Annotated in this window: 22 protein-coding genes; 4 read left to right on the top strand and 18 right to left on the bottom strand. The window is 69.9% G+C overall.

Going from position 1 to position 21018, the window contains the following annotated elements; all coding sequences use genetic code 11:
* Positions 1-40: 40 nt before the first annotated feature.
* Together AC1DMS_RS00270 and AC1DMS_RS00275 are read left to right on the top strand one after the other, a co-directional pair.
* Positions 41-1126, top strand: a complete 1086-nt coding sequence (locus tag AC1DMS_RS00270) for an alpha/beta fold hydrolase (protein ID WP_015865830.1) — start codon at positions 41-43, stop codon at positions 1124-1126.
* A gap of 101 nt (positions 1127-1227) precedes the next feature.
* The gene (locus tag AC1DMS_RS00275; RefSeq protein ID WP_015865829.1) at positions 1228-2040 is read left to right on the top strand and encodes a class I SAM-dependent methyltransferase; all 813 of its coding nucleotides are present in this window, start codon (positions 1228-1230) and stop codon (positions 2038-2040) included.
* Positions 2041-2073: 33 nt separating this feature from the next.
* Here the strand turns inward: AC1DMS_RS00275 and AC1DMS_RS00280 are convergent, their stop codons facing one another.
* The 18 genes from AC1DMS_RS00280 to AC1DMS_RS00365 form a co-directional block, all read right to left on the bottom strand.
* Positions 2074-2904 carry a methyltransferase domain-containing protein gene (locus AC1DMS_RS00280; protein WP_015865828.1) on the bottom strand — a complete coding sequence of 277 codons (831 nt, stop codon included), beginning with the start codon at positions 2902-2904 and terminating at the stop codon, positions 2074-2076.
* Between the two features lie 164 nt (positions 2905-3068).
* A complete protein-coding gene (locus AC1DMS_RS00285) occupies positions 3069-4073 on the bottom strand; it encodes a Bug family tripartite tricarboxylate transporter substrate binding protein (protein WP_015865827.1) in 1005 nt (334 codons plus the stop codon).
* A 46-nt stretch (positions 4074-4119) separates the two neighbouring features.
* Positions 4120-5301, bottom strand: coding sequence for a thiolase (locus AC1DMS_RS00290; protein ID WP_015865826.1), 1182 nt, complete (start codon positions 5299-5301; stop codon positions 4120-4122).
* Positions 5298-5687 (bottom strand): OB-fold domain-containing protein, encoded by a 390-nt coding sequence (locus tag AC1DMS_RS00295; RefSeq protein ID WP_015865825.1) that lies wholly within the window; start codon positions 5685-5687, stop codon positions 5298-5300. Before AC1DMS_RS00295 ends, AC1DMS_RS00290 begins: the two co-directional genes overlap by 4 nt.
* Positions 5684-6487 (bottom strand): enoyl-CoA hydratase/isomerase family protein, encoded by an 804-nt coding sequence (locus tag AC1DMS_RS00300; protein ID WP_015865824.1) that lies wholly within the window; start codon positions 6485-6487, stop codon positions 5684-5686. Before AC1DMS_RS00300 ends, AC1DMS_RS00295 begins: the two co-directional genes overlap by 4 nt.
* Positions 6484-8175, bottom strand: a complete 1692-nt coding sequence (locus AC1DMS_RS00305) for a long-chain-fatty-acid--CoA ligase (RefSeq protein WP_015865823.1) — start codon at positions 8173-8175, stop codon at positions 6484-6486. Before AC1DMS_RS00305 ends, AC1DMS_RS00300 begins: the two co-directional genes overlap by 4 nt.
* A complete protein-coding gene (locus AC1DMS_RS00310; protein WP_015865822.1) occupies positions 8172-9338 on the bottom strand; it encodes an acyl-CoA dehydrogenase family protein in 1167 nt (388 codons plus the stop codon). Before AC1DMS_RS00310 ends, AC1DMS_RS00305 begins: the two co-directional genes overlap by 4 nt.
* Positions 9335-10174, bottom strand: coding sequence for an SDR family NAD(P)-dependent oxidoreductase (locus tag AC1DMS_RS00315; protein ID WP_015865821.1), 840 nt, complete (start codon positions 10172-10174; stop codon positions 9335-9337). The genes AC1DMS_RS00310 and AC1DMS_RS00315 overlap by 4 nt, the downstream gene beginning before the upstream one ends.
* Positions 10175-10195: 21 nt before the next feature.
* Positions 10196-10624 carry a MaoC family dehydratase gene (locus AC1DMS_RS00320; protein WP_041945786.1) on the bottom strand — a complete coding sequence of 143 codons (429 nt, stop codon included), beginning with the start codon at positions 10622-10624 and terminating at the stop codon, positions 10196-10198.
* A gap of 17 nt (positions 10625-10641) precedes the next feature.
* The gene (locus AC1DMS_RS00325) at positions 10642-11085 is read right to left on the bottom strand and encodes a MaoC family dehydratase N-terminal domain-containing protein (RefSeq protein WP_015865819.1); all 444 of its coding nucleotides are present in this window, start codon (positions 11083-11085) and stop codon (positions 10642-10644) included.
* Positions 11082-12266 (bottom strand): lipid-transfer protein, encoded by a 1185-nt coding sequence (locus AC1DMS_RS00330; RefSeq protein WP_208856361.1) that lies wholly within the window; start codon positions 12264-12266, stop codon positions 11082-11084. The genes AC1DMS_RS00325 and AC1DMS_RS00330 overlap by 4 nt, the downstream gene beginning before the upstream one ends.
* Before the next feature lie 108 nt (positions 12267-12374).
* Complete coding sequence (locus AC1DMS_RS00335) at positions 12375-12809, bottom strand: PaaI family thioesterase (protein WP_015865817.1); 435 nt, start codon at positions 12807-12809, stop codon at positions 12375-12377.
* Entirely contained in the window at positions 12806-13624 is an 819-nt protein-coding gene (locus tag AC1DMS_RS00340; protein WP_041945785.1) for an SDR family oxidoreductase, read from the bottom strand. Before AC1DMS_RS00340 ends, AC1DMS_RS00335 begins: the two co-directional genes overlap by 4 nt.
* Positions 13625-13641: 17 nt before the next feature.
* Positions 13642-14622: a tripartite tricarboxylate transporter substrate binding protein gene (locus tag AC1DMS_RS00345; RefSeq protein WP_015865815.1), complete on the bottom strand. Its 981-nt coding sequence runs from the start codon at positions 14620-14622 to the stop codon at positions 13642-13644.
* Between the two features lie 46 nt (positions 14623-14668).
* On the bottom strand, positions 14669-15088 hold the full coding sequence (locus AC1DMS_RS00350; RefSeq protein ID WP_015865814.1) for a PaaI family thioesterase: 420 nt from the start codon (positions 15086-15088) through the stop codon (positions 14669-14671).
* Positions 15088-16590: an AMP-binding protein gene (locus AC1DMS_RS00355; RefSeq protein ID WP_015865813.1), complete on the bottom strand. Its 1503-nt coding sequence runs from the start codon at positions 16588-16590 to the stop codon at positions 15088-15090. Before AC1DMS_RS00355 ends, AC1DMS_RS00350 begins: the two co-directional genes overlap by 1 nt.
* A 98-nt stretch (positions 16591-16688) precedes the next feature.
* On the bottom strand, positions 16689-17702 hold the full coding sequence (locus AC1DMS_RS00360; RefSeq protein ID WP_015865812.1) for an AraC family transcriptional regulator: 1014 nt from the start codon (positions 17700-17702) through the stop codon (positions 16689-16691).
* Between the two features lie 64 nt (positions 17703-17766).
* The gene (locus AC1DMS_RS00365; protein ID WP_015865811.1) at positions 17767-18948 is read right to left on the bottom strand and encodes a CaiB/BaiF CoA transferase family protein; all 1182 of its coding nucleotides are present in this window, start codon (positions 18946-18948) and stop codon (positions 17767-17769) included.
* Between the two features lie 141 nt (positions 18949-19089).
* Here AC1DMS_RS00365 and AC1DMS_RS00370 point away from each other — a divergent pair, with 141 nt between their 5' ends.
* Positions 19090-19500 (top strand): hypothetical protein, encoded by a 411-nt coding sequence (locus tag AC1DMS_RS00370; protein ID WP_230537802.1) that lies wholly within the window; start codon positions 19090-19092, stop codon positions 19498-19500.
* Between the two features lie 139 nt (positions 19501-19639).
* Positions 19640-21013, top strand: coding sequence for a chromate efflux transporter (gene chrA, locus AC1DMS_RS00375; RefSeq protein WP_015865809.1), 1374 nt, complete (start codon positions 19640-19642; stop codon positions 21011-21013).
* Positions 21014-21018: the final 5 nt, after the last annotated feature.

The raw sequence follows: 21018 nt of genomic DNA on the forward strand, positions 1-21018 counted from the left end.
GCTTTCACGGTAAATTGTGCTCAAAACCACAGGAGACCGCATGCCTGCCATTCCGCACTTCAACCGCTTCGCCTTGCGAGCCGCCTTGTACTCCTGCCTCGCGATGCTCGCCCTGTCGAGCCGGGCCGCCGACTACCCGGCGCCGAAGGAGGGCAGCTGGATCGCCAAGGACTTTCGCTTTCACACCGGCCAGGTCATGCCGGAACTGCGCCTGAACTACGTCACCATTGGCGCGCCCAGCGGCGAGCCGGTGCTGGTCCTGCATGGAACCGCCGGCTCGGCGGCAAGCATGCTGACGCCCGCATTTGCCGGCGAGCTGTTCGGCGTGGGCCAGCCGCTGGATGCCACCCGCTACTACATCATCATTCCCGATGGCCTGGGAACCGGCAAGTCGGCCCGCCCCTCGGATGGCCTGCGCGCCAACTTTCCCCGCTACAACTACGACGACATGGTGGATGCACAGTACCGGCTCGTCACCGAACACCTTGGCGTCAAGCACCTCCGGGCGATCATCGGCAATTCGATGGGGGGCATGCATGCCTGGATGTGGGGCGTGAAGCACCCTGACGCCATGGACGCGCTGGTGCCGATGGCGTGCCAGCCCACCGAGATGTCCAGCCGCAACTGGATGATGCGCCGGCTGCTGACCGAGTCCATCCGCAGGGATCCGGAGTGGAACAACGGCAACTACACCACCCAGCCTCGCAGCGCCCAGTTGGCCTCCGTGTTCTTCGCCACCGCCACCAGCGGCGGCAACCTGGCGATGTACAAGGCCGCGCCGACGCGTGCCCAGGCCGACAAGCTGCTGGAGACGCGCCTGGGTGCGCCCTTCACTGCGGATGCAAACGACATCCTCTACCAATGGGAGGCGTCCGCCGACTACAACCCGTCCCCCGGGCTGGAGCGCATCCAGGCGGCCGTGCTTGCCATCAACGCGGCCGATGATGAGCGCAACCCGCCTGAGACCGGCATCATGGAACGCGAAATGAAGCGCGTGAAGAATGGCCGCTACTACCTGATCCCGTCCAGCGACCGGACCACCGGCCACGGAACCACGGGCCAGGCAACATGGTGGAAGGCGCAGCTTGCGGAGCTGCTGCAAAAGGCGCCAAGGCAAGGGCTGTAGAAAACCGGCAGGCCCACCGGCGTTGACGCAGCCATCGGCCGAGGCATAGCATCGGCCTGCACGGCACTCTTGCATGCGCCCGGCCGTGCGGAGGGATTGCCATGAGCACCACGTCCTCGACCTTCGTCGCCACCGACGGCGATGGCTATGAACGGCTGATGGGCCGCTGGAGCCGCCTTCTTGCGCTGCCTTTCCTCGACTTTGTCGCCACCGCGGACGGCGACCGCATCCTCGACGTCGGATGCGGCACCGGCCACCTGACTTTCGCCGTGGCCCGCCGCACCGGCGCCGGCGAAATGCGGGGCGTGGACATCGCGCTGCCCTACATCGAGCATGCCAGGCGCCACAACGAGGATGCGCGCATCGTCTTCGAGGTGGGCGATGCCTGTTCGCTGCCGTATCCGGCGCAAAGCTTCGACCGCGTGCTCTCGCTGCTGGTGCTGCACTTCGTGCCGGAGCCGGGCAAGGCCATTGCCGAGATGCGCCGCGTCGCCCGGCCCGGCGCGGTGGTCGGTGCGGCGGTGTGGGACGCGCGCGGCGGCTGGGTCTCCAACCGCATGTTCTTCGACACCGCCGCCATGCTCGACCCCGAGGCCGGCGCCCGCCGCGCCCGCAACTACACGCGGCCCCTCACGCGGCCCGGTGAACTGGCCCGGGCCTGGCGCGACGCGGGGTTCAAGGGCGTGGAAGAAACGACGCTCGCCATCCGCATGGAGTTTGCCTCGTTCGCCGACTACTGGGCGCCCTTCGAGGGCAAGGACGGGCCCGGCGCGGAATACGTCGCGACGCTCGATGCGGATGCGCGCTCCAGGCTGCGCGAGGCGGTCGAGGCGGCCTACCTCGACGGCGAAGCCGATGGCGCGCGCTCCTATGCCGCGCTCGCGTGGGCCGTCAAGGGCACGGCGCCGGCGTAGCCGCAGCGGCCGCGCTCCATTGTTGGGCGCCGCCTATTTCCTTGCGACAACTTGTCCAAGAACTATCCGCCCTTCCTGGAGATTTCGCCCCTGATTTTGTGCCATCGCCTGAAAGTCGGCCCCGAGGAGCAGATGGAATCCAAGCGGCGGAAAGCCTTCCTTGCGGATCTTCTCGGCCAGGGACACAAACCACGTGCGCGCTGCCTCGGTCGTGTCCATCCAGTCGGAAATCGTGAATCCAGCGTTCTCGAGAAGCCTGCGCAACTCGTCCGGCTGCACGAGGAAGCTCGTATCCGGCGTGCGCGCCCACGGGACGGGAAACAGGACCGGTCCGGAAGGGCCGGCCAATACGTCGTAGATGGCGAGCGTGCCGCCCGGCTTCAGAACCCGGTGCATCTCCTTGTACAGCCGGAGTTTGTCTGGAATGTTCATGGCCACGTGCTCCGTCCAGACGACGTCGAACACGCCGTCATCAAACGGCAGGTGGGTGGCATCACCCTGGCGATAATCGACCAGGTCCGCCAGGCCGACCTTGGCAGAGAGCATTGCAGCGGCGCGGCAGTATTCGTCTGTGAGGTCAATGCCGGTGACGTGGCAACCGAACTCCCTTGCAAGGCAGCGCGAAGTTCCGCCAACACCGCTGCCGACATCGAGCACACGCTTGTTCGCATCGAGACCCGCGGCCCGGGCGAGCTCCAGCGTCGCAGCCCGGCCCCGGATATGAAACTCGTCGACAGGTGCCAAGTCTTCCGGCGTGAGGCGGTCCAGGTCTTTGCCCGCCTTTTCCAGGGCCGCCAGAATGACGCTTCCCACATCCGGGCGGCCGTAATGCGCCTGGATGGCTTGGTTGACTCGATTCGGCATAGAAAGCCTCCAGTACCTGTTGGCGTTGTCCAGCGAATGAAAGGGACCTTTGCGTCCCGAACCGCGTGGCGGCGAACGGCGACAAGGCTGCTGATCCCGAGCCTGCGTCGACGTTGCCATGCAGCATCTTGCGCCACCTCACGCCGCGCTGCAACGGCTCGCGCTCACTGCGCGAGGCGGATGTTCGCGTCCTTGATGATCTTCGCGTAGATGGCCGCATCGGCGCGCACCACCTTCTGGAACGCTTCGGGCTTGCCGCCGGCCACCTGCAGGCCCAGCGCCTCGATCTTGGCGCTCACGTCGGGCAGGTGCACGATGCGGTCGATCTCGTCGGACAGCTTCTGCACCACCGGCGCGGGCGTGGCGGCGGGCAGGAACACGCCGAACCAGCCGTAGGGGTCGAAGGAGTGAAAGCCCAGCTCGGCGAAGGTGGGCACGTCGGGCAGGCCGGGCATGCGCTGCGTGCCGGTCACGGCCAGCGGGCGCATCGACTTGAGGTGCGGCCGCGCGGTGGCGCTGTCGATGAAGGCCGAGGCGAGCTGGCCGCCCACCAGGTTGGTGACCAGTGGCGCGGCGCCCTGGAACGGCACGTGCACCAGGTCGATGCCGGCCTGCATGTTCAACAGCGCGCCCTGGATGTGCGACGAAGTGCCGGCGCCGTAGCTGCCGAAGTTGTACTTGCCGGGGCTCTGCTTCACCATCGCGATGAAGTCCTTGAGGTTCTTTGCGGGCGAATCGAGCGGCACGGCCAGCATGCTGGGGCTGCGCGCAATCATGGTGACGGGCGCGAAGTCCTTCAGTGGGTCGTAGGCGAGCTTGTCCATGAGCGGCGGCTGCTGGATCAGCGCGGTGATGGCGATGAGCAGCGTGTGGCCGTCGGCCGGCGCCTTGGCGACGAAGCCGTTGCCGATGGTGCCGCCGGCGCCGGGGCGGTTCTCCACCAGCACAGTCTGCCCCCAGGCTTCCTGCAGCTTCTGGCCGATGGTGCGCGCCAGCGCGTCGGTGGCGCCGCCGGCGGGGTAGGGCACGATCAGCTTGAGCGGCTGGCTCGGATAGGCGGAGTGCGCGGCCGTTTGCGTGGCTGTTTGTGCCAAGGCCGGCGCGCTGAGCAGAAGCGCCAGGCCTGCGGCCGCGCAGAGCCTTCGTACCAGCATCGATGTCGTCTTCATGGGCTTGTCTCCTCTTCGGGGGTGGAATAACTCGGCTCGATTCGGCTCAACGCAGCGCTTCGGCCGTGCCCAGGATCGCGGTGGCCTGGCTCGACAGCATGCCGCCGTTGCCATGCGCGAGCGCGGTCTGCGCGTTCTTCACCTGGCGCTCGCCGCATTCGCCGCGCAACTGCCGCACGGTCTCGATGAGCGCGAAGATGCCGTACATGCCGGGATGCACGCACGACAGCCCGCCGCCGTTGGTGTTCACGGGCAGCCGGCCGCCGGGGGCAATGGCGCCGTCGGCCACGAAGCGGCCGCCTTCGCCCTTGGGGCAGAAGCCCAGGTCTTCGAGGAACAGCAGCGTGTTGATGGTGAAGGCGTCGTACAGCTGCACCACGTCCATGTCCGCGGGTGCGAGCCCGGCCATCGCGAAGGCCTCGCGGCCCGATTGGCGGGCCGCCGTGACGGTGAGGTCCGCCATCGAGGAGATCTGCCGGTTCCACACCGCCGTGGCGTTGCCCAGCACATAGACCGGCTTTCTCGGCAGGTCCCTCGCGCGCTCGGCGCTCACCAGCACGCAGGCGCCGGCGCCATCGGTGACCAGGCAGCAGTCGCGCACGCCCAGCGGGTCCGACACCATGCGGGCGCCCAGCACGTCTGCGCGCGTGAGCGGCTCGCGCATGAAGGCTTCGGGGTTGAGCCCGGCCCAGGCGCGCGCGGCCACCGCCACGTCGGCCAGCTGCTCGCGCGTGGTGCCGAATTCGTGCATGTGGCGCGACGCCGCCAGCGCGTAGGCCGACACCGGCAGCATCGGCTCGTAAGGGTGCTCGTAGGGCTGCGGGTCGAGAAAGCGGCGCGCCGCCACGATCTCTCTCCGGCCGAAGGCGGCACTGCGCTGCGCGCTGCCGTAGCAGATGAGCACCGCGCTGCATTGGCCCGAACGGATGGCCTGCATCGCGGGCAGCAGGTGCGCGATGAAGCTGCTGCCGCCCAGCATGGTGCCGTCGATGTAGCGCGGATTGAGGCCCAGGTATTCGACCACCGGCAGCGTCCACATTGCGGCCGAGGCGCTGGCGGTGCAGAGGCCGTCGATGTCGCGCATCTGAAGGCCCGCATCCGCCACCGCCGCGCGCGCGGCGCGCGCCAGCAGTTCCATGTCGGTGAAGCCCGGCGCTTCGCCGCAGCCGAAGGTGGCGGCGCCGGCGATGGCCGCGCTGCCGCGCAAGGCCTTCAGTTCCGCGCTCATCGAGTGGCTCCTTCGACGGCATCGAACAGCACCAGGCCGCGGCCGTCCTTCACCTGCACCCGCGCGCGGACGCGCTGGCCGATGCGCACCGCTTCGGGCGCGAGGTTCTCGATGCGGCTCATGAGCCGCACGCCTTCGTCGAGATCGACCAGGCTCACGTTGAGGTCGCCGCCGTCGGCCGGCTTGCGCCGCACGGTCGTCACGGCATGCACGGTGCCCAGGCCGCCAGGCGCCTTCCATTCGAGCGCCGTGCCGCCGCAGTGCGGACAGCTTTCGCGCGGGTAGTAGACGTGGCGGCCGCAGTCGCCGCAGCGCTGCAGCAGGAAACGGCCGGCGTCCAGCTCGCGCTGGTGGAAGGCCTGCACGCCGAGGCGGTGGTCGTTCATCGGGCTTGCTCCTTGTGGACCGGCCACTGGAAGGGCAGCGGCTTCTTGTCGAGGAAATGGTTCACCGCCTCGCGGTGCTCGGCACTGCCGAAGGCCAGCGCCTGCGCGTTCGCCTCGGTGTCGAGCAGCGCGGCCAGCGCGCCGGCATCGCCGGTGGCGCGCTTCACCAGGCTCACGGCCAGGGGCGAGGCGCCGGCAAAGCTCTGGGCCAGCGCCAGCGCGCGCGGCAGCAGCTGCGCGGGTTCGTGCAGTTCCATCGCAATGCCGAGCTCGAGCGCCTCGGCCGCGCCGACCTCGCGCGCCGACAGCATCAGCTCGCGTGCGCGCTGCGCGCCCACCACGCGCGGCAAGGTGTAGAAGGCGCCGCAGTCCGGCACCAGGCCGAGCTTGAGAAACGACATGCAGAAGCGCGCGCGCGGGCTTGCGAGCACGAAGTCGGCCGCGAGCGCCAGGCTGAAGCCCGCGCCATAGGCCGCGCCATCGACCGCGGCGATCACGGGCTTGTCGAGCAGGATCAGCTCGCTGAACCAGCGCTGCGTGGCCTGCATGCGCTCGCGCCAGCCGGCGTTGTCGAGCTTTGCATCGGCAATGCCGCGCAGGTCGCCGCCTGAGCAGAACTGGCCGTTGGCGCCGGCCAGCACCAGCGCGCGCACCTCGGGGTCGCCGCGCACCTGCGCGATGGCCCGGGCGAGCTCGTCGCGCATGGCGGGGGCGAGCGCGTTGCGGTTGGCGGGCGTGTCCAGCGTCAGCAGCGCGGTGCTGCCGTGGCGCTCGCAGCGCAGTGCGGTGAAGCCGTTCATGGGTGTGCTTGCTCCTGGGCAGCGGCGCGCTGCGCTTCCTGCAGTTCGCGCCAGAGGATCTTTCCGGTGCCGGACTTCGGCAGGCTGTCGAGAAACTCGACCACGCGCGGCGCCTTGTAGACGGCCATGCGCTCGCGGCACCAGGCGACGATGTCCTCTTCGGCGACGTGGCCGCGCAGCGCGGGCTTGAGCACCACCAGCGCCTTGACCGATTCGCCGCGCCTGCCGTCGGGCACCGCGATCACGCAGGCCTCGTGGATGGCCGGATGCTCGTACATCGCGTTCTCCACTTCGGTGGGCCAGACCTTGTAGCCCGAGGCATTGATCATTCGCTTGAGCCGGTCGCGCAGGAAGAAGTAGCCGTCCTCGTCCATCGAGGCCAGGTCGCCGGTGCGGAAGAAGCGCTGGCCGCCGATCTCGATGAAGGCCTCGCGGTCAGCCTCCGGGTTGCGCCAGTAGCCCTTCATGAGCTGCGCGCCGCGCGTGACCAGCTCGCCCACCTCGCCAGGCGGCAGTTCCTCGAACGTGACCGGATCGACGATGCGCGAGTCCACGCCCTGCGTCGGCGTGCCCAGGCACTGGCGCTTGCCGCGTGCGGGCGGATTGGCGTGCAGGAAGGATGCGGTCTCGGTCAGGCCATAGCCTTCGTTGTACGAAAGGCCGCGGCGCTGCAGGAGCATGGCGGCCACCGCCTCGGGCATCGCGGCGCCGCCGCCCGACAGCAGCGCCAGGCTCGAGAGGTCGCGCCGCTCGGCTTCGGCGTGGGAGAACAGGTCGATCACCATCGCCGGCGGCGCCGACCAGGCCGTGACCGCATGGCGCTCGATCAGGCGCGCGGCCATCGCCGGGTCCCAGCGCGGCATCATCACCGCGGTGGCGCCCAGGAACATCGGCAGGTTCATGCCGTTCTGCAGGCCCAGCATGTGGAAGAGCGGCGCAACGGCCAGCGTGACCGTCTCCACATGCAGCTGCTTCCACACCGCCGAGGAAGCGAGCGAGGCCAGCAGCGTCGCATGGGTGTGCATGCAGCCCTTCGGGTGGCCTGTGGTGCCCGAGGTGTAGGGCAGCACGGCCAGGTCGTCGGGCAACAGGGGCAATGCCGCGGGCGCGAGGCCGAGCGCGATCGCCTGCTCGAAGCCATGCAGTCGCGCGTCGTCGAGTGGCGCGCGCGGCGCCGTGACCCAGCCGGGCAGCGCGTCGTCGCTCGCCGACGCATCAATCGCGTCGGCATAGGCATGGACGAGCGCGGCGCGCAGCTCGCCTTCGCCTTCGCCGAACGCGAGCACGGGCAGCAGCTCCTGCGCGACGAAGGCGATGCGCGCACCGCTGTCTGCCGCGTAGTGCCGCACCTCCGCGGCCTTGCTCATCGGGTTCACCGGCACCACCACGGCGCCCGCGCGCAGCACGGCGTAGAAGGCCGTCACGAACTGCGGGCAGTTCTGGCTCGCGAGCAGCACGCGGTCGCCGGGCGCGACGCCCAGGCGCTGCTGCAGGTAGCCGGCCAGCGCGTCGACGCGTTCGCGCAGCTGCGCATAGGAGGTGGCCGCGCCGCAGTAGACGATGGCGGGCTTGCCGGGATAGCGGCGCGCCGCGGTGTCCAGGTAGTCGGGCAGCGTGGCGCGCGGCACGCGCAGCTCGCGCGCCACGCCCTTGGGCCAGAAGCGGAAGTGCGGCGGCCTGGCGTTCATTGCTTTTCCATCGCCCGCGCGATGATTTCCTTCATCACCTCGTTGGCGCCGCCGTAGATGCGGCCCACGCGCACATCGGCATAGAGCCGCGCGACGGGGTATTCGTTCATGAAGCCGTAGCCGCCGTGCAGCTGCAGGCATTCGTCGACGATGCGGCAGCAGGCGTCGGTGGTCCACCACTTGGCCATGGCGGCCGTCGGCACGTCGAGCTCGCCCTGCATCAGGCGTGCGATGCAGTCGTCGACGAAGGCGCGCGCCACCTGCGCCTGCGTCTCGCATTCAGCCAGCTTGAAGCGGGTGTTCTGCATCTTCAAAAGCGGCTCACCGAACACCTGGCGGTCGCGCACGTAGCCGAGCGTGTCGCCGATGGCGCGCTGCATGGTCGCGACCGCGCCGACCGCGATCAGCAAGCGCTCGCGCGGCAGTTGCTGCATGAGCTGCGCGAAGCCGCGGCCCTCTTCGCCGCCCAGCAGGTGGTCGGCCGGCACGCGCACGTCGTCGAAGAACAGTTCGGTGGTGTCGAGCGTCTTCTGGCCCATCTTGTCGAGCAGCGGCCCGCGGCGGAAACCTGAAGTGCCCTCGGTCTCGACCATCAGCAGCGAGATGCCCTTGCCGCCGGCCGCCGCATCGGTCCTGGCCGCGACGCAGACCAGGCCCGCGTGCATGCCGTTGGTGATGAAGGTCTTGCTGCCGCTGATGCGCCAGTGGCCGCCGTCGCGCCGTGCCTGCGTCTTGATGCGCTGCAGGTCGGTGCCGGCGCCGGGCTCGGTCATGGCGATGGCCGCCACCAGCTCGCCGCTGGCCATGCGCGGCAGCCAGCGCTGCTTCTGCGCCTCGGTGCCGTAGGCCAGCAGGTAGTGGGCGACGATGCCGCTGTGCACGTTGTTGCTGAAACCCTGCGCCATGGCGCGCATCTGCTCCTCGCAGATCACCGCCTCGTGCAGGAAGCTGCCGCCGCCGCCGCCATATTCTTCGGGGATGCTGGCGCACAGCAGCCCGGCCGCACCGGCCTTGGTCCAGATCTCGCGGTCGGCATGGTGCTGCGCACGCCAGCGCGGCTCGTGGGGAACGCATTCGCGCTCGAAGAAGCGGCGCGCGCTGGTGCGCAGCATCTCGAGTTCTTCGTTCATCCACGGCCGCGTGGCGACGGCCCCGCCGGTCATGGCCGCCCGCCTCCGCAGACCAGCACCTGGCCGCTCACGTAGTTCGACTCCGGAATGCAGAACAGGTAGACCGCGCCCGCTGCTTCCTGCGGCGTGCCGCCGCGGCCGAGCGGGATCAGCGCCTCGGCGTTCTTGAGGATCTGCGGGTTGACGCCGACCTTGATCTGCCGGCCCTCGATGTCGATGCTCGCGCCCGCGCCGGCATCGGCTTCGGTCAGCCGCGTCTTGATCAGGCCGAAGGCCACGCTGTTGACCGTGACCTTGTAGCGGCCCCATTCCTTGGCCATGGCCTTGGTCAGGCCGTTGATGCCGGCCTTGGCGGCCGCGTAGTTGGCCTGGCCTGCGTTGCCGTACACGCCCGAGGTGGACGAGATGTTGACCACCTTGCGGAACACCTCGCGGCCTTCGTCGGCTTCGCGCCTGGCCGCATCGCGGATGAAGCTGGAGGCCGCGCGCAGGATGCGGAATGGCGCCGTGAGGTGCACGGCCAGCATCGCTTCCCACTGCTCGTCGCTCATCTTCTGCACCACGTTGTCCCAGGTGTAGCCGGCGTTGTTGACGACGATGTCCAGGCCGCCGTAGCTGTCGACCGCGGTGCGCACGAAGCGGTCGGCAAAGCCGGCGTCCGTCACGCTGCCAGGGCAGGCGATGGCGCTGCCGCCCGCTGCCACGATGTCATTGACGGTCTGCGCGGCGGGTCCGGCATCGAGGTCGTTGATGACCACGCGCGCGCCGTCGCCTGCGAGCTTGAGCGCGATCTCGCGCCCGATGCCGCGGCCGGAGCCGGAAACGATGGCGACCTTGCCTTCGAGTTTTCTGTGGGTGCTGCTGTTCATGGGTTGTCTCCTCGGGATGTGTCAGGGCCAGGCGACCAGTGCCTCGGCGCTCAGCCTGGCGGCGCCTTCGTGGTTGGCCGTCATGAGCTTCAGCCGCACGCTGCGCCGGCCCTCGTGCTCGAACTTCTCGGCCACCGTGCCGGTGCAGCGGATGCGCTCGCCCACCTGGGTGATGGCGGCAAAGCGCAGGTCGAGCGAGCGGATCGCCGGCTGCGGCACCCAATGGGTCAGCAGCCGCGCGAGCCAGGCCGCCGAGAGCATGCCGTGCGCGAACACGTCGGGCATGCCGGCGGATCTGGCGAAGTCGATGTCGACGTGGATCGGGTTGTGGTCGCCCGAGGCACCGCAGTACAGCGCCAGGTCGAGCCGGCGGATCGGCGGCAATTCGAGCGGGGGCAGGGCGTCGCCGGGCTGCAGTGCGTTCCAGTCGGGGAGGGTGGCGGTGGTCATCGCAAACTTCCGGTTCTTCATGAGTTGCGCACGACGGTCACGCAGCGCAGCTCGGCCACGAGCTCATCGCGCTGGTTGCTGACGGCGGTCTTGCGCACGACGAATTCGAGCGCGCCGTTCTTCTTGTCGTAGATGTCCTCGATGCGCTGGCGGAAGGTGAGCGTGTCGCCCGCATAGGCCATCGCGTGGTAGCTGAAGCCCTGCTCGCCGTGCAGCAGGCTGCGGTAGTCCATGCCCAGCAGCTCGCGGATGGCGGCCGGGTTGGGCGCCTCCATCTCCAGGCAGAAGAGAAAGGTGGGCGGCACCGGCAGGCCCGGATGCCCCGCATCGTGCGCGGCGGCCTCGTCGATGTAGACGGGATCGGCCTGGCCCGTGGCCTTGGCGAAGAAGCGCAGGCGGCCTTTTTCCACTTCCACCTGGAAGGGCGGGAGCTGGTGGCCGATGTGGCGGCGGTCGATCATCTGGATTGATAGAGCGTGACCACGCAGGCGCCGCCCAGGCCCAGGTTGTGCTGCAGCGCGAGCCGTGCGCCTTCGACCTGGCGCTGCTCGGCCCGGCCGCGCAATTGCCACACCAGCTCCGCGCACTGCGCAAGGCCCGTGGCGCCGAGCGGATGGCCCTTGGACAGCAGGCCGCCCGAAGGATTGGTTACCACGCGCCCGCCGTAGGTGTTGTCGCCCTCGACGATGAAGCGCTCGGCCGTGCCCTCGGGCGTGAGGCCCAGCGCCTCGTAGGTGATGAGCTCGTTGGCGGTGAAGCAGTCGTGCAGCTCCACCACGTCGAGTTCCTCGGGGCCGATGCCGGCGTCTTCGTACACCTGGCGGGCGGCGGCGGCGGTCATGTCGTAGCCGACCAGCTTGCGCATGTCCTTGCTCTCGAAGGTGGAAGGCGTATCGGTGGTCATGGCCTGCGCGGCGATCACCACGCGCATGTCGAGGCCGTGCTTCTCTGCGAACTCGGCCGAGCAGACGATGGCCGCGGCCGCGCCGCAGGTGGGCGGGCAGCACTGGAAGCGCGTGAGCGGATCGAACACCAGCGGCGAGGCCATCACCTCGTCGAGCGTCAGCGTCTGGCGGAACACCGCGAGCGGGTTGCGCGCCGCATGCTGGCGCGCCTTCACCGAGATGCGGCCGAAGGTATCGCGCCGGATGCCGTGCTGCGCCATGTAGTCGCGGCCGGCGCCGCCGAAGAACTGCGCGGCGCGCGGCGCTTCGGGCACGTAGCCCTGCTTTTCGGCCATGGTCTCGGCGAAGCGCGCCATCGGCGAGGGGCGGTCGTCGTAGGCGCCCTTGAGCGCGCCGGGCTGCATCTGCTCAAAGCCGAGCGCGATCGCGCATTCGACCATGCCGCTCTCGACCGCCTGGCGCGCGAGGAACAGCGCGCTGGAGCCGGTGGAGCAGTTGTTGTTGAGGTTGAACACCGGAATGCCGCTCAGGCCGACGCCGTAGATGGCGGCCTGCCCCGCGGTGGAGTCGCCGTAGACATAGCCGACATAGGCCTGCTGCACCAGTGAATAGTCGACGCCGGCGTCGTCGAGCGCAAGCCTGGCGGCGCGCGCACCCATCACGGTGTAGGGGTCGCTGGCGCCGGGCTTGGTGAAGGGGATCATGCCCACGCCGACCACATGGACGGGGCGCTGCATACGTGTCATGGAAACTCCTGGATGAGACGCGGTGACGATGGATGAAGTCTCCGCCGCTGCGCGGGCTTCAACAATCGCGGATCGGCCCAAAACGATTGGCCGAAACGCTCAAGCCGGGTCGCGGTAGCGGAAGGTACCCATCGCACGCGCCGCCACCTCGCCGCTGGCATCGGTGACGGTGGCCTCGCAAAAGCACACCGAACGCCCGCCGCCCGTGGCGCGCCCCTGCGCCTGCAGCAGCCCGCCCGCGGGCCGCATGAAGGCGATGTGCATGTCGACCGTGACGACCTCGCGTGCATAGCCCACGCGCGAGAGCGCGGCATGCGCCATCGCGCTGTCGAGCAGGGTCATCAGCACGCCGCCGTGGCCGCTCGCGTGGTTGTTCAGCAGTTCGGGGCGCAGCACCACCGACACCAGCGATTCGCCGCCCTCCGCATGCTCGAGCCTGAGCCCGAGGTGCTCGGAAAAGGGCACGTGGCGCTGCGGTCCGCTGCGCGGCCGGCCGTCGCCTTCCTGCGGCGCGCTCGCAAGGTGCAGGCTCATGGCGCGGACCCCCGCTTCGACGCGGCCGCTGCCGCCGTGAAATCGCGCGGCCCGGTCAGCGCCAGGCCGCCGTCCACGGGAATGACGGCGCCCGTGATGTAGGAGCCCCAGTCGCTCGCGAGCATCATCGCCATGCGGCTGATGTCCTCGATGCGGCCCAGGCGCTTGAGCGGCACGCGATCGGCCATCGCGGCCATGGTGCCTTCGGTGGGCGCGAGCCGCTTCAGGCCCTCGGTGTCGGCGATCGGCCCGGGCACGATGGAGTTGATGCGGATGCCCTGCGGGCCCCACTCGAGCGCGAGCACCTGCGTCAGCATGTCGACACCCGCCTTGGCCGCGCACACATGGGCCTGGAAGGGCGTGGGCGTGAAGGCCTGGCCGGCCGAGATCTGGATCACGCAGGCGCCGGGCCGGCGCAGGTGCGCATGCGCGAGCCGCGCGACGTTGAAGCTGCCCAGCAGGTCGATGTCGACCACCGTCTTGAAGGCATTGGGCGACATGTCGAGCGCGCTCGCAAGAAAGTTGCCCGCGGCGCCCGAGACCAGCACGTCGATGGGGCCGAAGCGCTCGGCGCCCTGCGCGAAGGCGCGTTCCAGCGCCTCGGGCTGGCGCACGTCGGCCGCAATGCCCAGGGCCTGCGTGCCGAGCGCCTCGAGCTGCTGCGCCGCCGCGGCCACCTTGTCGGCCGAGCGGCTGAGCACCGTGAGGCGCGCACCGGCGCGCGCAAAAGCCTGCGCGATGCCGAAGTTGATGCCGCTGGAGCCGCCGGCCACGGCCACGTGGCGGCCCGAGAAATCGAAGGCGGAAAAATCCATGGGGTTCATCGCTGTGTTCACTCCGGCTTGAAGCCGATCTCGGCCAGCATCTTGCGTTCGCGCTCGAACTGCGCACGGGCGTAGCCGGCATAGCCCTCGCCGGTCATCAGCTTGGGCTGCATGTCGAACAGATCCAGCTGCTGGAGGTAGGCCGGGTCCGCCGCGGCCTTGCTGAAGGCCGTGTGCAGCCTGGCGGCAATCTTCGGATCAAGGTTCTTCGGCGCGACCAGGCCCACCGGCGACTCGATCACCATGTCGTGGCCCAGCTCCTTGACGGTCGGCGCGTCGTAGCGCTTCAGGCGCTCGGCGGTGAAGGTGGCGAGCAGGCGCACCTTGCCGCCCTGCACCTGGGGCCCGAAGCCGGGATCGCCGTAGACGTCGAGGTGGCGGCCGATCACCGCCTGGAAGGCCTCGCTGCCGCCCTTGTAGGGCACCAGGTTGAAGGAGGTGCCCGCCTGCCTGGCGAGCCGCTCGGCGTAGATGCGGTTGATGCTGATCGCGCCGACGTTGCCCCAGCTGACGGCGCCGGGGCGCTTCCTGGCGTCGGCCAGCAGCTCGGGCAGCGTCTTCCAAGGCGCATCGGCGGCCACCACGATGCCGGTGGCGAGGCCGGCCAGCCCGATCAGGTAGCTGAAGTCCTTGAGCGGATCCCAGCTCACCTTCTGCACCAGCGGTGCGCGGATCACCGAGTTGTGCATGACCGCGATGGTGTAGCCGTCGGCTTCGTTCATGGTCGCCAGCGATGCGGTGCCGGTGACGCCGCCGGCGCCCGGCTTGTGCATCAGCACGATGGGCTGGCCCAGGTCCCTGGAGGCGGCCTCGGCCAGCGTGCGGAAGATCGGGTCGAAGGAGCCGCCCGGCGGAAATGGCAGCACGAGCAGGATCGGCTTGCTCGGATACGGCTCGGCGGCCAAGGCCGGGGCGGCCGCGCCGGCGCCGAGGGCGATCAGTGCGCCCAGCGCGGCGCGCCGGCTGAGCGGGCGGAAGCTGCGGTTCATGGTGTCGTGTCTCCTGTCGTTTGAAATTGGCGGCGGCGCATGCGGCTCAGGCGGCCTGCGGCAGCGGCAGGTAGCGGAAGGACCCTTGCGCTTGCGCGACCAGGCGGCCGGCCTCGTCGCTGACCGTGGCGCGGCACCAGGCCACGCTGGCGTCGTGCTGCACCACTTCGCCGTCGGCCGTGAGACGGCCGCGGCCCGGCGCGTGGAAGCTGGTGTTGAGGTTGAGCGTGACGGCGGTGCGCGCAAAGCCGAACAGCGACACCGCCGCGCTCGCCATCGCCACGTCGAGCAACGTGACCAGCACACCGCCGTGCACGGCGCCGATGACGTTGCCGAGCTCGGGCCGCGCATCGATGACGAGGCGCGCGCGGCCGCCTTCGGAGAACTCGCGGCGCGCCTCCAGCAGCCGCATGAACGGCACCTGGCCGAACAGGTGGCGGTGGTCCGCACCGGTGACGGGTTGCATCACGCCTGCAGCCGCTCGCGCAGCACGTTCTTCAGCACCTTGCCCGCGGCCGACAGCGGCAGCTCGCGCAGGAAGCTGATGCCCCGCGGGCACTTGTAGCCGGCCAGGCGCTCGCGGCACCAGGCGCGCAGTTCATCGGCATCGGCGCGCGCATCGTCGGCCAGCACGACCGCCGCATGCACCGCCTCGCCCCAGCGCGCATCGGGCACGCCGATGACCGCCGCCTGCCGCACCTGCGGATGGCTGCGCAGTGCGGCCTCCACCTCGGCGCAGTAGACGTTCTCGCCGCCGCTGATGATCATGTCCTTCAGGCGGTCGACGATGAACAGGTGGCCGTCGGGCAGCATGCGGCCCGCATCGCCGGTGCGCAGCCAGCCGTCTCGCAGCGCGGCGGCCGTGGCCTCGGGGTTGCGCCAGTAGCCCTGCATCACCATCGGCCCGCGCGCCAGCACTTCGCCGACTTCACCGCGCGGCAGTTCGCGGCCGCTCTCGTCCGCGATGATGATCTCGGCGCCCAGGCCGGCGCGGCCGACCGAGTTCAGCCGGCCGAGCGCGCGCGCTTCCGCCCGGTGGTTCGACGGCAGGTTGATGCACACGGCGCCCGCGGTTTCGGTGAGGCCGTAGGCCTGGAAGAACTCGGCATGCGGCCAGGCTTCCAGCGCGCGGTCGAGCAGGTCGGGCGGCATCGGCGCCGCACCGAAGGCGATGCGCGTGAGGCTGCGCACGCGCCCGGGCGTGAACGCCGCGTCGTCGAGCAGCGATTGCAGCATGCTCGGCACCACGACGATGTCGCCGATGCGATGCTCCTCGATGGCGTCGATGACCGCAGCGGGGCGGAACTGCGCCATCGTCACGCAGCCGCCGCCGACGATCAGCTGGCCCACCAGGCGGCCGAGCCCGGCGACGTGGAACAGCGGCGCCACCAGCAGCGAGACGGAATCGGGCGCATTGTTGAGTTCGGCGCCGCGCGTCATCGATGCGGTCCAGAAATTGGCGTGGCTCAGCATCACGCCCTTGGAGCGGCCGGTGGTGCCGCCGGTGTAGAGGATGGCGGCGAGCGCGTCGCCGCCGGTGCGCGAGTCGGGCAAGGGTTCCAGCGCCGCGCCTTCTTCTTCGAGCGCATCCAGCTGTGCAAGTGCGGGTGCATCGGCCGGCGTCAGCGCCCGCAGGCTTTCGTGCACGAGCAGCAAGGAGGCTTGGCTGTCCTGCAGCGCATGTGCGAGCTCCGGCGTGCTCCAGCGGATGTTCAAGGGACAGGCGACGGCGCCGAGCCACCAGCACGCGAGGATGGCCCGCACCAGCTGGTCGCTGTTGGGCGCGAGCAGCGCCACGCGGTCGCCGCGCGCAATGCCGCGCCGGGCCAGCGCGGCCGCCTGCCGCGCGATGCCGTCCGCCATCTGCGCATGCGTCTGGCGGCGCACGCCGGCGTCGCCCACGTGGGTGAGCGCCGCCATGCCGGGGTTGCGTTGGAGCGCGCGATGCAGGCCTTGGGTCAGGTACACGATGGAGCCACCGACGGGTAACGAAGATGCGGCACAGCTTAGGCCGCACCGCGCACCGCACCCATGGCGGGAAGCGCCAAAGGGCTTGGCGAAACCGCTCAGCGTTCCGGGCCGTGCGTCAGCCGGTATTCGCCGGGCGCCACGCCGGTCCACTGCTTGAAGGCGCGGTGGAAGGTGCTGGCTTCCGAGAAGCCCACGCGGTTGGCGATGTCCAGCAGCGGCAGCGGCGTGTGCAGCAGGTAGTCGATGGCGGCGTCGCGCCGCAGCTCGTCCTTGATCTGCTGGAAGCCGCGGCCTTCGTCGCGCAGGCGACGGCGCAGCGTCTGCGGCGTCACCGCGAGCGCCTCGCCCACTTCCTCCAGCGACGGCAGCTCGCTGCCCAGGCCCTTGCGCAGCAACCGGCGGATGCGCTCTGTGAGGCTGCTGGTGTCGCGGTACTTCACGATCAGGTTGGCCGGCGAACCCGCGAGGAATTCGCGCAGGCTCTGCGGCGACTGCACCACCGGCAGGTCGAGCCAGCGCGCCTCGAACGACATGCCCACATGCGCCTGGCCGTAACGGATCGGCACCTGGTAGACGCGCGAGGTCTCGGTGTTGGTCTGCTCGGCCGTGTAGTCGACCTCGAGCAGCGGAATGCGGCGCGCCACCAGCCAGGAGGAGGCGTTGAAGGCGAACAGCATGAAGGCCTTCACCGCATAGTCGAGCCGCGCATCGGAAGCGCGCCGCAGCACGAACTGCACATGCGCGCTGCTGCCCTGCACCGCAAGGCGCGGCACGAAGTCGTGCAGCAGCAGGTGGTACGAAGCGAAGCCTTCGCGCAGGGCCTCGCCGAGCGTGGCGCAGCGCACCAGCTGGCGCATGCACTGGCCGAAGCTGCCGGGCGGCAGCGGGCCGCTCAAGAGGCCCCAGATCTCGTCGCGCAGCTCGCGACGCAGCGCGCGGATCAGCAGCGCGTACTGGCGCTGCGAGATGCGCGCGAGCGGCGATTCCAGCAGCGACGGCGCGATGCCCGCGCGGACCAGCACGCGCGCCGCATCGACGCCGCGGTGGCGCGCGCCCATCAGGATGCTGTGCACTTGCTGGATGGCAACGGTGTGGTGGGTGAGCGTCATCGGTGGCGGCCGTTGCTGCAACTCGGCCGGTGGGATTGTAGGCAGCGCCCCGGGAGGCAGTGCCTCAATCGATGGCGCCGGCGGCCCGCAGCGCGGCCACGGCCGATGCATCGAGCCCGGCCTGCCGCAGGATCTCGTCGGTGTGCTCGCCGGCGCGCGGGGCGGCGCGGGGAACAGACGGCTCGAAGCCGGTCATCTTGATCGGGCAGCCGAGCTGCGGCGGCGCGGCGTCATCGGTCGCAACGCGCATGCCGCGCGCGCGGAAATGCGGATGCGCCAGCGTCTCGTCGATGCGCAGCACCGGCGTCACGCAGCCCGTGCCGTCGTGGAACAGGCCGCGCCAGTGCGCGAGCGGCCGCGCGCCGAAGATCGCGGCCAGCTCCGCGCGCAGGCGCTCCTCGGTGGCGGCATCGCCGCTGCGGTGCAGCGGTGCGAGGTCGGGGCGCTCGAGCAGGCGGCACAGGTCGTGCCAGAACTTGGGCTCCAGCGCACCCACCGCCAGCTGCCGGCCGTCGGCCGTGCGGTAGTAGCCGTAGCAGGCGAGCGCGCCCGTCAGCGCGCTGTGGCCGATGCGCGGCACGCTGCCGTGCTGGTGCAGGCCGGCCAGCGGCAGCACCGCATGGGCCAGCACGCCGTCGGCCATCGCGATGTCGACATGCCGCCCGCGTCCGCTGCGCGCGGCATCGAACAGCGCGGCCAGGATCCCGGCCACCGCGGTCATGGTGCCACCCAGCAGATCGGCCACGGGCAGGTTCGACAGGGCCGGTCCCGCGGCATTGCCGACCTGGTCGGCCACGCCGGCAAGCGCCGCGTAGTTCAGGTCGTGCCCGGGCGTGTCGCTGAGCGGCCCGGTCTGGCCGAAGCCGCTGATGCTGCAGTAGACGATGCGCGGGTTCGCGGCCGCCACCGCTTCATAGCCGACGCCCAGCCGCTGCATCACGCCGGGCCGGAAGCCCTCCACCAGCACGTCGGCCTCGCGGCACAGGCGCAGCAGCGTGGCCACGCCCTGCGCGTGCTTCAGGTCGATGCGGATCGCGCGCTTGTTGCGGTTGACGAGCGCACGCACGCTGGGGCTCGCGTAATCGCCGGCGCCGGTGTCTTCGATCTTGATCACGTCGGCGCCGAGGTCGGCCAGGTGCATGGCACCGAGCGGACCGGGCAGCAGGCGGGTCAGGTCGAGCACGCGCACGCCGGCGAGCGGCGCGCCTTTGGCTGCGCCGGCGATGGGTTCGGGGGAAGAGGTCATGTGGGCTGCAATCTAGGCGGCGCGGGGCGGCGCGGCAATGGCGGCACCGCTCCGGGCGATTGGCGAAAAGCGTCAGGGGGCGCCATGGCGCGGCTTGTTGCCGGCGTATGCTTCGGGATGCGGAGGTTTCAGATGCTCCCCATGGTCATTGCGCTCATAGCGACCGTCGTCCTGCTCGTCTGGATGGGATTCTTCATGATGGGCTCGCTGCCACTGCTGGTGCTCAAGCACGACACACCGCTGGACTCGCGCTTCATCCGGGGCCTTTTCAACGTCTACTACGTTGCCGTGATGCTGACGGCGAGCGCGGCAGCACTCAGCTACACGTGGGCCGGCAAACCCGCTTTCGCCCTGGGCATGGCTCTCATCGCAGCCTGGGCATTCGCGCTGCGCCGCTGGATCATCATCCCGCGCATGGACATGCTGCGGCACACGATACCGGCCGCTGACACTTCGATCTTCCGGTTCCGCCGGCTGCACGTCGCCGGGATGATGCTCAACGTGGCGCAATTGGCCACGGTGGCCTGGGCCCTGACGCGGTTGGGTCTTTGAACCGGCCGCGCCAACCTGCGCGCAGGAGCTGCAGCGCAGCGGCTGGTGTTACGATGCCGGCATCGGGAAAACAGCCTCCCGTTCTGCAAAGTCAGACGGTGTCCCGTCCAAGCGCTGGTGACTCACAACGGAGCCTTCCGTGGACACCGCCTTGCCTGACGCACCTCCTGCGCTTCCTGCGCCCTCCCAGCCTGTTTCCTTCGCCGAAGCGCTTCGCTTCTGGCTCAAGCTCGGCTTCATCAGCTTCGGCGGGCCCGCCGGACAGATCGCGATCATGCATGCCGAGCTGGTCGAGCGCCGGCGCTGGATCAGCGAAAAGCGCTTCCTGCATGCGCTGAACTTCTGCATGCTGCTGCCCGGGCCCGAGGCGCAGCAGCTGGCCACCTACATCGGCTGGCTCATGCACCGCACCCGCGGCGGCATCGTGGCGGGCGCACTGTTCGTGCTGCCTTCGCTGTTCATCCTGATCGCGCTGTCGTGGATCTACCTGCGCTTCGGCAACGTGCCGGTGGTGGCCGGCATCTTCTACGGCATCAAGCCGGCGGTCACCGCACTGGTGCTGCACGCGGCGCATCGCATCGGCAGCCGCGCATTGAAGAACCGGTGGATGTGGGGCATTGCCGCGGCCGCCTTCGTGGCCATCTTCGCTTTCGACACGCCATTCCCCGCGATCGTGCTGGCCGCCGGGCTGGTCGGCCACTTCGGCGCGCGATGGGCGCCCGGCGTGTTTGCGCCGGGCGGCGGCCACGGCAGCGCCGCGCAGAGCTACGGCCCGGCACTCATCGACGACGACACGCCCACGCCGCCGCATGCGCGCTTCTCGCGCTCGCGCCTGGCCGGGATCCTTGCGGCCGGGCTCGGCCTGTGGCTGCTGGCGATGGGCATGCTTGTCGCCACGCAGGGGCTGCACGGCACGCTCACGCAGATGGGCTGGTTCTTCACCAAGGCGGCGCTCCTGACCTTCGGCGGCGCCTATGCCGTGCTTCCCTACGTCTACCAGGGTGCGGTCGAGCAATACCACTGGCTCTCCGGCGCGCAGATGATCGACGGGCTGGCGCTGGGTGAGACGACGCCGGGCCCGCTGATCATGGTGGTGGCTTTCGTCGGCTTCGTCGGCGGATGGCTGAAGCAGGTGCTCGGGCCCGACTCGCTGCTGCTTGCGGGCGCGCTCGCCGCGACGGTCGTCACCTTCTTCACCTTCCTGCCGTCGTTCATCTTCATCCTGGCCGGCGGACCCGCCATCGAGGCGACGCACGGCAAGCTGGGCTTCACGGCGCCGCTGTCGGCCATCACGGCGGCCGTGGTGGGCGTGATCCTGAACCTGGCGCTCTTCTTTGCGTACCACGTGCTGTGGCCGCAGGGCTTCGGCGGCCGCCTCGATGCGGTCTCCGCGGCGATCGCGCTGGCGGCGGCCGCCGCGCTGTTCCGCTTCAAGGTCGGCGTGATGCCGCTGCTCGGTGCCTGCGCGGGCATCGGGTTGGCGGTGACCTTGCTGTTTCCCCAACTGCGCTGAAGGAG

Source organism: Variovorax sp. 05T418 (genome assembly GCF_056396385.1).